We start from the raw sequence: 13334 nt of genomic DNA on the forward strand, positions 1-13334 counted from the left end.
GAGGGAAATTTGATAAGATAAATAAAAAAGAAAGGAGCTCTAATGGCCAATATTTTTGATTATCTGAAAGATGTCGCACACGATTCCTTTTACGACCTTCCTTTGAATGAGCTAGACATTCTAGCCTTAACAGAAATCACCTATCTCTCCTTTGATAATCTGGTCTCCACAAGTCCTCTGCGACTTTTAGACTTGGCACTTCTCATTCCAAGAGAGTCTAACATGTTGACCAGTAAAAACCGCCTCCAGCTATTAGATGAACTAGCTCAACACAAGCGCTTCAAAAATTGCAAACTCTCCCATTTTATCAATGATATCGACCCTGAGCTGCAAAAACAGTTTGCGGCTATGACCTACCGCCTCACTCTCGATACCTATCTGATTGTCTTTCGTGGGACAGATGACAGTATCATTGGCTGGAAGGAAGATTTCCACCTGACCTATATGAAGGAAATTCCTGCTCAAAAGCACGCCCTACGCTATTTAAGAAATTTTCTTGTCCACCATCCTAAGCAAAAGGTCATTCTGGCTGGACATTCCAAGGGAGGAAATCTAGCTATCTATGCTGCTAGTCAAATTGAGCAAAGCTTGCAAAATCAAATCACAGCAGTTTATACTTTTGATGCGCCTGGTCTCCACAAAGAATTGACACAAACCGAGGGCTATCAAAGGATAATAGATAGAACCAAGGTCTTCATCCCGCAAGGATCCATTATCGGTATGATGCTGGAAATTCCTGACCACCAAGTCATCGTTCACAGTACTGCCTTGGGTGGTATCGCCCAGCACGATACCTTTAGTTGGCAGATTGAGGACAAGCACTTCATTCAACTGGATAAGACCAACAGTGATAGCCAACAGGTAGATACAACCTTCAAGGAGTGGGTGGCGACAGTCCCTGACGAGGAACTTCAGCTCTACTTCGATCTCTTCTTTGGCACTATTCTAGATGCTGGGGTTAGCTCCATCAATGACCTGTCTTCCTTAAAAGCTATCGAACACATTCGTCATCTATTCGTCCAAGTTCAATCCCTTACTCCAGAAGAAAGGGAAACCATGGGACGCCTCACCCAATTATTAATTGATACCCGTTACCAAGCCTGGAAAAAGAGATAATCCACATAAAAAACCCAACTAATCGTTTGATTAGTTGGGTTTTCAGGCTCTATAATATTTGTAGTGGGTAAATTCCCTATGGATCTTATGGAGCCTATTTTGTTGTAGAAAAAAAGTCCCATATGACCTATAATGAAAAGCGACTAAACAACTCATTAGAAAGATTCATATGGAACAATTACATTTTATCACAAAACTACTCGATATTAAAGACCCTAATATCCAGATTCTAGACATCATCAATAAGGATACACTCAAGGAAATCATCGCTAAACTGGATTACAATGCCCCATCTTGTCCTGATTGTGGACATCAAATGAAGAAATATGACTTTCAAAAACCGTCGAAAATTCCTTACCTCGAAACGACTGGTATGCCTACTAGAATCCTCCTGAAAAAGCGTCGATTCAAGTGCTATCATTGCTCGAAAATGATGGTCGCCGAAACCTCTCTCGTCAAGAAGAATCATCAAATTCCTCGTATCATCAACCAAAAGATTGCGCAAAAGCTGATTGAAAAGACTTCTATGACCGATATTGCTCATCAGCTGGCTATTTCAACTTCAACTGTCATTCGTAAGCTCAATGACTTCCGTTTTAAGTCTGATTTTTCTTACCTCCCTGAGATTATGTCCTGGGACGAGTACGCTTTTACAAAGGGAAAGATGAGCTTTATTGCACAAGATTTTGACAAGCTCAACATTATCACTGTTCTTGAAGGAAGAACACAGGCTGTCATCCGAAATCACTTTCTTCGTTACGATAGAGCAGTCCGATGTCAGGTGAAAATCATTACTATGGATATGTTTAGTCCCTACTATGCCTTAGCTAAACAGCTTTTTCCAAACGCTAAAATCGTGTTGGATCGTTTCCATATTGTCCAACACATGAGCCGTGCTATGAGTCGTGTGCGTGTCCAAATCATGAATCAGTTTCATCGAAAATCCCATGAATACAAGGCTATCAAGCGTTACTGGAAGCTCATTCAACAGGATAGTCGTAAACTCAGCGATAAACGTTTTTATCGCCCTACTTTTCGCATGCACTTGACGAATAAAGAGATTTTAGACAAGCTTTTGAGCTATTCAGAGGACTTGAAACACCACTACCATCTCTATCAACTCTTGCTTTTTCACTTTCAGAACAAGGAGGCAGACAAATTTTTCGAACTTATTGAGGACAATCTTAAGCTAATTCATCCTCTTTTTCAGACTGTCTTTAAAACCTTCCTCAAGGATAAAGAGAAGATTGCCAACGCCCTTCAACTACTCTATTCCAACGCCAAACTGGAAGCCACCAATAATCTCATCAAACTTATCAAGCGCAATGCCTTTGGATTTCGGAACTTTGAAAACTTCAAAAAACGGATTTTTATCGCCCTAAATATCAAAAAAGAAAGGACGAAATGTGTCCTTTCTCGAGCTTAGCTTTTCTTCAACCCACTACAGTTGACAAAGAGCCGGTTTTCATTTATGAAATTGAATTCCTTTGTTTAATCTTTAATGATTAAAACATTAGTCTTCTTTTTTCTTGCGTGCCACAAGACCAAATCCGCTCAATACTCCAAGAAGTCCAAGAGCTGCTAGGCTAGAGTGATCTTCTGTACCAGTATTAGGTAATTCCTTAGCTGGTTTAGCTGGAGCTGGTTTTGATGGTTTCGCAGGTTCTGGTTTCACAGGAGGAATAATTTTTTCATAAACATGAACTGTGTCGCCATTTGGAAGTTTCTTAGTCTCTACGAAGCGGTAACCTGGGATATCTTTCTTAGGTCGTTCGCCATCTTCTGTTGGATAGTTTGGAATTTCTTTACCATCTTTATCCTTGTGACTTGTCTTAACTTTCTCATAAACGTGTTCTACATCGCCATTTGGAAGTTTCTTAGTTTCTACGAAGCGGTAACCTGGGATATTTTTCTTAGGTTGTTCGCCGTCTTCACTTGGATTACCTGGAATCTCATTTCCTTCTTTATCCTTGAATGATGTCTTAACTTTTTCGTAGACGTGCTCTGTATCTCCATTTGGAAGTTTCTTAGTTTCTACGAAGCGGTAGCCTGGAATATCTTTCTTAGGTTGCTCGCCATCTTCACTTGGATTACCTGGAATCTCGTTTCCTTCTTTATCCTTGAATGATGTCTTAACTTTTTCGTAGACGTGCTCTGTATCTCCATTTGGAAGTTTCTTAGTTTCTACGAAGCGGTAGCCTGGAATATCTTTCTTAGGTTGTTCACCATCTTCACTTGGATTTCCTGGAATCTCGTTTCCTTCTTTATCCTTGAATGATGTCTTAACTTTTTCGTAGACGTGCTCTGTATCTCCATTTGGAAGTTTCTTAGTTTCTACGAAGCGGTAACCTGGAATATCTTTCTTAGGTTGTTCACCATCTTCACTTGGATTTCCTGGAATCTCGTTTCCTTCTTTATCCTTGAATGATGTCTTAACTTTTTCGTAGACGTGCTCTGTATCTCCATTTGGAAGTTTCTTAGTTTCTACGAAGCGGTAGCCTGGGATATTTTTCTTAGGTTGTTCGCCATCTTCACTTGGATTTCCTGGAATCTCATTTCCTTCTTTATCCTTGAATGATGTCTTAACTTTCTCATAAACGTGTTCTACATCGCCATTTGGAAGTTTCTTAGTCTCTACGAAGCGGTAGCCTGGAATATCTTTCTTAGGTTGCTCGCCATCTTCTGTTGGATAGTTTGGAATTTCATTTCCATCTTTATCCTTGTGACTTGTCTTAACTTTCTCATAAACGTGTTCGATGTCGCCATTTGGAAGTTTCTTAGTCTCTACGAAGCGGTAACCTGGGATATCTTTCTTAGGTTGTTCGCCATCTTCTGTTGGATAGTTTGGAATTTCATTTCCGTCTTTATCCTTGTGACTTGTCTTAACTTTCTCATAAACGTGCTCTGTATCACCGTTTGGAAGTTTCTTAGTTTCTACGAAGCGGTAACCTGGGATATCTTTCTTAGGATTTGTACCTTCTTCAGTAGTTGTTCCTGGAATTACATTGCCATCTTTATCTTTATAAGTTGTTGTAACTTTCTCATAGATGTGTTTTGTATTTCCTTTTTCGTCTACTTCAGTTTTAACAATCTTGTATCCTGGGATATCTTTAGTTGGTTTAGTTCCATCTTCTGTTGGTGAAAGTGGGTTGCCATCTTTATCAACGAATGAAGTATCAGGACGAACTGTTGGAGTGTAAGTAGCTGTTACTGGTGTACCATTCTTATCTACACGTTTAACGGTTACGCCTGTTGCTTTACCTACGAAGTCAGGTTCTGGTGTGAAGGTTACTTTACCGTTTTCATCGATTGTGTATGTTCCTTCACCTGGTACTTTCTTCTCAGTTGTGCCATCGTCAAATGTTGGTTTAACAGTTTCATCAATTTCAACTGGAACTTCCTTACCGTTGATTGTAACTTTTCCACCTTCAAATGTTGGTGTTCCTGATTGAGGTTGTCCTTTAGGACCTTCTGATTCAGTGTCTTTTGAAGTTGGTGTTACTGGAACGACTACTGGAGTATACTTAGCTGTGATTGGTGTGCCGTTCTTATCCACACGTTTAACAGTTACACCTGTTGCTTGACCAGTGAATGTTTTCTCTGGTGTGAAGGTTACTTTACCGTTCTCATCGATTGTGTATGTTCCTTCACCTGGGATAGTTTTTTCAGTTGTGCCATCGTCGAATGTTGGTTTAACAGTTTCGTCGATTTCTACAGTTTTTTCTTCACCATTTACAGTAACTTTTCCACCTTCAAATGTTGGTGTTCCTTCTTGAGTAGCACCTTGAACATTTGTAGTGATAACGTCTGAACTTGTTGGTGTTGCTGGTTTTACAACTGGTGTGTAAGTAGCTTTAACTGGTGTGCCGTTCTTATCTTCACGTTGAACTGTGACACCTGTTCCTTTACCTGTGAAGTTCTTCTCTGGAGTAAAGGTTACTGTTCCATCTGGAGCTACTGTGTATGTTCCTTCACCTTCAATAGTTACTGAATCAACAGGATCACCTGTTTTCGGATCTACCAATTTAGCTGGTTTATCAGATAATTCTACAGTTTTTTCTTCACCGTTAACTGTTGTTTTACCTGGTGTGAATACTGGTTTACCTGTTTGAGTTGAACCTTGAACATCTTCTGTTACAGCGTCTGTTCCTGTTGGTGTTACTGGTGCTACTGTTGGAGTGTATTTAGCTGTTACTGGGGTCCCGTTCTTATCTACACGTTTAACTGTTACGCCTGTGCCTTTACCTGTAAAGTTCTTCTCTGGGGTGAATGTTACTGTTCCATCTGGTGCAACTGTGTATGTTCCTTCGCCTGGAATTACTTTTTCTTTTGAACCATCTTCGAAGGTTGCTGGAGTATCATCATCCATTGGAACATTTGGATTACCTGGTGTGAAGGTTGGTTTACCTGTTTGTTCTTTACCTTGAATATCTGTTGTTTCAGCTGGTTCTGCTGTTGGAACTACTGGTGTTACTGTTGGAGTGTATTTAGCTGTTACTGGGGTACCATTCTTATCTACACGTTTAACAGTTACGCCTGTTCCTTTACCTGTGAAGTTCTTCTCTGGTGTGAATGTTACTGTTCCATCTGGTGCAACTGTGTATGTTCCTTCGCCTGGAATTACTTTTTCTTTTGAACCATCTTCGAAGGTTGCTGGAGTATCATCATCCATTGGAACATTTGGATTACCTGGTGTGAAGGTTGGTTTTCCTGTTTGTTCTTTACCTTGGATGTCTGTTGTTTCAGCTGGTTCTGCTGTTGGGACTACTGGTGTTACTGTTGGAGTGTATTTAGCTGTGACTGGGGTACCATTCTTATCTACACGTTTAACAGTTACGCCTGTTCCTTTACCTGTGAAGTTCTTCTCTGGGGTGAAGGTTACTGTTCCATCTGGTGCAACTGTGTATGTTCCTTCGCCTGGAATTACTTTTTCTTTTGAACCATCGTCGAAGGTTGCTGGAGTATCATCATCCATCGGAACATTTGGATTACCTGGTGTGAAGGTTGGTTTTCCTGTTTGTTCTTTACCTTGGATGTCTGTTGTTTCAGCTGGTTCTGCTGTTGGAACTACTGGTGTTACTGTTGGAGTGTATTTAGCTGTGACTGGAGTACCATTCTTATCTACACGTTTAACAGTTACGCCTGTTCCTTTGCCTGTGAAGTTCTTCTCTGGTGTGAAAGTTACTGTTCCATCTGGTGCAACTGTGTATGTTCCTTCACCTGGAATAACTTTTTCTTTTGAACCATCCTCGAATGTCGCTGGAGTATCATCATCCATTGGTACTTCATCAGCCCCTGGTGTGAAGGTTGGTTTGCCAGTTTGTTCTTTACCTTGGATGTCTGTTGTTTCAGCTGGTTCTGCTGTTGGAACTACTGGTGTTACTGTTGGGGTGTATGTAGCTGTTGTTGGTGTTCCATTCGCATCTTTGGCTTGAACTGTCGCTGGTACTGGAGTACCTACGAAGTCTTTGTTAGGTGTGAATGTTACTTTACCTGTTGTTGGATCAATTGTGTATGTACCAACTTCTTTTCCGTTAGCGTCTTTTGCTGGAATTGTTGTTTCATCAGTTGGTTGTCCAGTAGCTGGATCGATTAATTTAGCTGGTTGAGTAGCATCAATCTTCATAGGAACTTTATCATTACCTGGTGTGAATGTTGGAGTTCCTTCTTGAGGTTGTCCTTGTACACCTTCAGATGTTGTTGGTGTTCCTGTTGGTACTACCGGAGTGATGTTTGGAGTATAAGTTGTCGTTACTGGAGTTCCATTTGTATCTTTAGCTTGGATAGTAACTGGTTCAACTTCTCCTGCATATGTTTTATCAGTTGGTGTAAATACTGCAGTTACTTTACCGTCTACAACTTTAAGTGTGTAAGTACCGATAATGTCTCCCGCTGGGTTTTTAGCTGGTACTGATGTAGCTGGTTGTCCATTTTCATCTAATAATGTAAATGAATCAGTTTTAAGTGGTACTTCTTTTTCAACACCGTTAACAGTTGCTTTACCAGGTTTGAATGTTACTTCTTTAGATTGTTCAACACCTTGTACATCTGTTGTTTCAGCTGGGTCTGCTGTTGGCGTTACGCCTACGATTGTTGGTGTGTAAGTAGTTTGTACTTTTGTTCCATTTTCATCTTCAGCTTGTACTTTAGCAGGTTGAACTTTGCCAACATAAGTCTTATCAGTTGGTGTGAAGGTTACTTTGTTAGTAGCTGGATCGATTGTGTATTCTCCAACCTTGTTACCTTTTTCATCCAATGCATCAACTGGTCCAGTTGCTTCTGAGCCATCTGCATTCAACAATTTAGCTGAGTTTGCTTTGATTGGAACTGATTTCTTCTCACCACCAATTGTTGTTTCACCTGGTGCAAATGAAACTGTTCCTTCTTGAGTTTCACCTTGAACTCCTGTTGATTCATCTGGAGTTGCTGTTGGCGTTACGCCTACGATATTTGGAGTGTAAGTAGTTGAAACTTTTGTTCCGTTCTTATCTTCTGCTTGAACCTTAGCTGGTGTAACTTTACCAGTGTAAGATTTGTCTGTTGGTGTGAAGGTTACTTCTCCTGTTGCTGGGTCGATTGAGTAAGTACCTACTGGAGTTACTCCATCTTCAGCGTATGCTGGAGTTGTTTGTCCTGCTGGAACTTCATTTCCTTCTTTATCTAGAAGTTTATGTGAGTTTTCTTTAATCGGAACTTCAGAATTTCCTTCTGTAAATGTTGGTGTTCCTTTTTGTGTTTCACCTTGAATACCAGTTGAAGTAGCTGGGTCTGCTGTTGGTGTAACTGGAGTTACAGTTGGTGTATAAGTAGTAGTAGCTGTAGCCATTACAGGATTGCCGTCTTTATCTTGACCTACTTGTGCTGTTAGGGATACACCTACTCCTGTTGCAGTTCCTGTAAATGTTGGAAGTGGTTGGAATGTTACTTCTCCTGTTGTTGGATTGATTGTGTAAGTTCCTTGTCCCTCTACAGTTACAGATGTTGCATCAGTTGGTTGTCCAGTAGCTGGATCAACTAATTTAGCTGGATATTGTGCACTTGGTGTTACTGGTGTAGCATTATCTGTTCCTGCACCTGCTGTAAACGTTGGCGTTTTCTTCTGTTCTTTACCTTGAACATCTGTTGATGTTTCTGGGTCTGCAGTGATTTCTTTTGGAGTTACTGTTGGAATATACACAGCATCCATTGTTTTCGTTGCTGTTGTGTGTGTCCCATCATTGATGTTTTCAAGTCCGTTTTGATCTGTTAACGCTGTCCATCCAGTTGAATGACCATTAGCATCTACTGCACGAAGTACGACACCATCAGCTTTACCTACGAAGCTAGCTTCTGGAGTAAAGATTACTTTGTCCTCTAATACTGTATAAGTCCCTTGACCTGCTTTAGTGTATGATTTAACTAAGTTTCCGCTTGGATCTACAATCATCACACCCTCAGATTGTTTTTTCTTAGTTGTTTCTAAGCTAATAGAGTTTGGTTGTTCAGAGTAATCTAGTTTACCGTATGAATTGAAGGTAGTATTTCCGTTGTTTGAACCAAGGTTAGAAGCATCATCTCCTACAGCACGTGATACAAACTCGATACCTACAGACTGAGTTTCACCTTGTTTACCAGTTGTTTCTTCCTTATCTCCACGTGGAGGTAAAGCAACTTGAATTTGGTTATCTTCCACCTCACCTGAGAAGGCAATACCCGTAGCTTTGGTTACTTGTTTTTCAGATTTAGCGATACGTGTACGGAAGTTAACTTTATCTTTAGTTGTATCAACAACCTGAGTGTTTCGGAACACTAATTCCACTGTTTCATTATTTCCAGTTACTTTAACGATGTCAGATGCTTCACCTTCATCGAATTTACCGTTGTTGTTAAAGTCGATAAATCCACGCACATAAGCAGGCTCTACTGTACCAGTATATTTGTCATTGCCATTTGCTGATGCAATAACTTTAACACGGTAAGTATTATCTTTACCTTGTACGATTTTAACTTCCGGTTCACCATTATCTTTATTAATATGAACATCTTCTGGAGCGACAAGCTGTGCTACACCTTCATCGCCATTGTCAGTAGCATCATCTGATCCGATACCACGTACACGCTCTCCATTTTGTGCTTCAGGGTCAGCTTTGACCTTACCTAAATACGGTTGTTGAATTTCTTCTACTTGATTGGTTGCATAGTCAGTAGTAGATGTTCTGAGAGAATGCTCTGCTTTACCATAAGATTCTGGCAGATCTCCAAAGTCTGATAAAGAGATACCAATCATAGATGACTGAGCTCCACCCGAAATGATGTAGAACCCAACTTCTGTTGCTCCTGCAGTAGATACGATTGGTGTAGCTGATCCACCTTTTTCACCGTTAATGTAACTACCAAAAACTTGAGAACCTAATCCTGATGTTGCTGTATCAGGCGTTGAGAAAGTACCGTTCGCTAAGGCTTTCTGAAGTTTATCATCTGCAGGACGAAATTCTTGAGGGCTTGTGACATTTCTCATCTTGTCATTAGGTTGGTAAGGAGTTGTTTCTGATGCGTTACCTACCAATGCATATAAATCCCAAGGTGTTCCGTTTGTTGTGTAAATTTCACTTTCGTTTACCTTGATATCTTCACCAGATGTCATTAAAATAGTTGGTTTTGTTTTCTTACCATTGTACTCAGCATCAACACTAAATACTACACCAGCGATAGTACCATTCTTTTGAACCGATTTATCATCAGTACCCGCAATGGTAGTTTTATGTGGATCAGTATTAAAACCTGCATTTTTCACGTGTGCCCATTTTGTTTGAGCAGAACCACCGATACCAGTCGCTTGTTTAAAGCTATTTACTGCATCTGGATTATAAGTATCTTCATTAGCAGTTCCTGCTACACGGTTTTTATAAGTTTCGGTAGCATGGAATGGTTTCATTTCCTTAACAGTCAATGTCACAACATAACCTGGCATCAACTCTTTTCTGAAGGTTGAACCAATTTGAAGCTGACCATCTGCATCTAAGTTACTCCAAGCTGCTGTATCTGTAAAATCTAACCATTGGATTTGTTTAGACGCTTGTTCTATCTCTTTGTCATCTTTTCCTTTGTTCATGATAGGAATATCAGCCAAAGATGAGTAACCATGATCTGCCAACCATTTTTTACCCGCTTCTGTAGATGAGTCTTTAAGCGCTGTTGTTTGAGCATCTTCCAAGTTGACTGCGAACTTACCATCACGACCGATTCCTGCGTTTTTCAATTCATTGTAAACTGCAAGGATTGATTCGTTAAGACGAGCCAATTGAGCATCTACTTGTTCTTTTGTTACACTCTTATCAGCAAGAAGAGCCTTAGTTTCAGTAAGAACTGCTTGGTTTTTAGCTACTGCTGCTTCAACAGCTGCTTTGTTTTCTTCCTTCACTTCCTTCTTAGAAAGTTCAGATTTTGCAAGTCTGTTTGTTACATCTGCTTCTGATGAAGCTTTGTCAAGCGCTGATTTAGCTTCTGAAAGAGTTTTTTCTGCTGGAGTAGCTTTCTTCTCAGCTTCTGCTTTAGCCACTTCTTTTTCAGCTGCTTGTTTTTTATCGAAACCAGCAGTATTTGATTCAGTAACTACAGTACTTAATGCTGATACAGTTTCTGCTTGAGCATCTACATCAGCTTGACTAGCATCTGCTTTTGCAAGAGTTGCTTTAGCTGCTGCCAATACTTCCTTAGCTGAGCTTACTACTGTAGCATCTGCATATTTAGCAGTTGAAAGTTTAGACTCCAAAGTAGCAATACTTGCTTCTAGGACAGTTTTATTTACTTTTTTAGCTTCTTCTGCTTTAACCTCTGGCTTAGCTTCCTCTACTTTAGTTTCTGGCTTAACGGCTTCCTTCTCTTTATTAGAATCCGCTTGATTTGCTGGGGCAGTAGCTGCAGCTACTGATGCTTCAGCACCTTGAACTTCCGTTGCTGATACCGCACCATTTCCAAGGAACATCAAACCAGCTGCAATTGCTACTGATGCTGCTCCAAAGCTATATTTCCGGATACCATAACGGATGTACTTTTCTACTCTAAAATCTTGTTGTTGCTTGCCTTTCATTTAGACCCACAACCTCCTTTTTTATTTTGATGTCGATTTACAAGTTATTGATATCGAAAACTCACAGGTAACCTCAGATGAAACAAAAGATGTTAGAAGTGAAGCTTGATATCATAAAATTGTCTACAACATACAACTTTATGATATCATATTTTCTAGTCTGTAGCAAATAAAATGACTTATTTTTTTATTCTAAATTTAAAATAAATATTTTCCAAAAATACAACAATTTTCAGATTTTTTTACTTGTAAAATAATATGTAGCAAGCTGTTACAGGTCTCATACTCTATTTTTGTTAAATTAGTATATTGATTCAATTTAACCTTACATGTATATTTTATTTCCTTTTTTACAAACTTCCTTCTAATACAGAGTACAATTTACTTGTTTCATTAATTCACTCTCCAGCTCATTAGCTTTATTTTAAATCCCAGTCAATTAAAAGCTCTAGCTAGTTCATAACTCTAAAAATAGCTATCTCTATTTTAGACAGAATGAAGTAGATAGCAAGTAACCTTCTATAAAGAAAAACTTTCTGTCTACTTTATTCCCCCTAACTGTGCTATACTTAATTTAGTACATTCTTTGAGATTGGAGCTAGTATGAAAATCCATAAAACTGTGAATCCTGTTGCCTATGAAAACACCTATTACCTGGAAGGTGAAAAGAACCTCATCGTTGTTGATCCTGGTAGCCATTGGGAAGCCATTCGTCAGACAATAGAGAACATCAACAAACCGATCTGTGCTATTCTCTTGACCCACGCCCATTATGACCATATCATGAGTCTGGACTTGGTTCGCGAGACTTTTGGCAATCCTCCTGTCTATATCGCACAGAGCGAAGCCAGCTGGCTCTATACTCCCGTCGATAATCTCTCTGGGCTTCCTCGCCACGATGATATGGCAGATGTGGTCGCAAAACCTGCAGAACACACCTTTAGCTTTCATGAAGAATATCAACTAGAGGAATTTCGTTTCACTGTCTTGCCAACACCAGGGCACTCTATCGGTGGTGTTTCTATCGTCTTTCCTGATGCTCACCTAGTCTTGACAGGAGATGCCCTATTCCGTGAAACTATTGGACGAACCGACCTTCCGACTGGTAGTACGGAGCAGCTACTCCATAGTATCCAGACCCAACTCTTCACCCTACCAAACTATGATGTCTATCCAGGGCATGGTCCAGCTACGACCATCGCTCACGAAAAGACTTTTAATCCATTTTTCTAGCTAGCAAAAAACCAAGGAATTTTTATCCTTGGTTTTTGTGTATTGCTATTCAATTCTCCATTCTTTGATGTTAGAATCTAGCCTAGTATTGAATTTCATAGAACATTAGTTAGCTGGCTCAAATTCTTTCCATTCAAATTTAGCTAAATCAACTTCATTAGAAGAAATCTCTAAGATTTGCTCTGGTTTTTGATCACTACCAATTTGAAATATTCCTTCTTTAATCTTCTGGACTCCGTCTTTATTAAAAGCATACAGACTTAAGTTCATTTCTGGTCGTGTTGACTGCCAGTCTGCATATCTGACTTGACCGTTTTCATAAATAACTAAACTGGAACGAAAACCACCTGCAGAAGCTACATAAGCTGTATGAAGCAACTTGGGTTGTTTATTCTCTAAATAGTAAATGGCCCCTATATATTTTTTATCTCCAATAATCAATTCATCTTGACCGTCATTATTTAAATCAGCGTATACATAATGAAGACTAGCTGGTTTATCGTAGGTGCTTAGTGTAAAGATATAGCCATACTCTTCAGAAAAAATCTTGTTCTGTTTCAACTTTTCATACAAGGATTCTCGGTCACCACTACTTAAAAGGACCTGATAGTGATTGTACCGCTCTATTACTCCCTCGTACAAATCTTTTCCTGTTTCGCTTTTCGTTTCCATTGTTGTTGACGGCGTTGCCATTGAAGAACTTGTACTAGTTTGGCTCTCTGACTTCGTAGAGCCTTCCTTCTGTTCCTCTTTGGTAGAAGATGATTGTGTTGCCGAAGGTTCTATTTTTTCATCCTTTTTGTTTGCACCACAAGATGCTAAAACAAAAACAGTAAGAATAGCTGAAAGCATCATTAAAAATTTCTTCATGTTAACCTCTTTAACCCATCCTATGCAGATTTACGGATTTTAGTAT

At 39.6% G+C, this 13334-nt stretch carries 5 protein-coding genes; 3 read left to right on the forward strand and 2 right to left on the reverse strand.

The window, feature by feature from the left end:
* Positions 1–42: 42 nt before the first annotated feature.
* Together D8849_RS03305 and D8849_RS03310 are read left to right on the forward strand one after the other, a co-directional pair.
* Entirely contained in the window at positions 43–1116 is a 1074-nt protein-coding gene (locus D8849_RS03305; RefSeq protein ID WP_125386187.1) for a DUF2974 domain-containing protein, read from the forward strand.
* Between the two features lie 169 nt (positions 1117–1285).
* Entirely contained in the window at positions 1286–2542 is a 1257-nt protein-coding gene (locus D8849_RS03310) for an ISL3 family transposase (protein WP_125386188.1), read from the forward strand.
* Positions 2543–2629: 87 nt separating this feature from the next.
* On the opposite strand, the gene D8849_RS03315 is transcribed toward D8849_RS03310, so the two are convergent.
* Positions 2630–11185: an Ig-like domain-containing protein gene (locus D8849_RS03315; RefSeq protein ID WP_125386189.1), complete on the reverse strand. Its 8556-nt coding sequence runs from the start codon at positions 11183–11185 to the stop codon at positions 2630–2632.
* A gap of 603 nt (positions 11186–11788) precedes the next feature.
* Here D8849_RS03315 and D8849_RS03320 point away from each other — a divergent pair.
* A complete protein-coding gene (locus D8849_RS03320; protein ID WP_061590515.1) occupies positions 11789–12418 on the forward strand; it encodes an MBL fold metallo-hydrolase in 630 nt (209 codons plus the stop codon).
* A 105-nt stretch (positions 12419–12523) separates the two neighbouring features.
* Here the strand turns inward: D8849_RS03320 and D8849_RS03325 are convergent, their stop codons facing one another.
* Complete coding sequence (locus D8849_RS03325; protein ID WP_061590516.1) at positions 12524–13288, reverse strand: LptM family lipoprotein; 765 nt, start codon at positions 13286–13288, stop codon at positions 12524–12526.
* Positions 13289–13334: the final 46 nt, after the last annotated feature.

Source organism: Streptococcus mitis (genome assembly GCF_003942765.1).
Taxonomy (GTDB): domain Bacteria; phylum Bacillota; class Bacilli; order Lactobacillales; family Streptococcaceae; genus Streptococcus; species Streptococcus mitis_BE.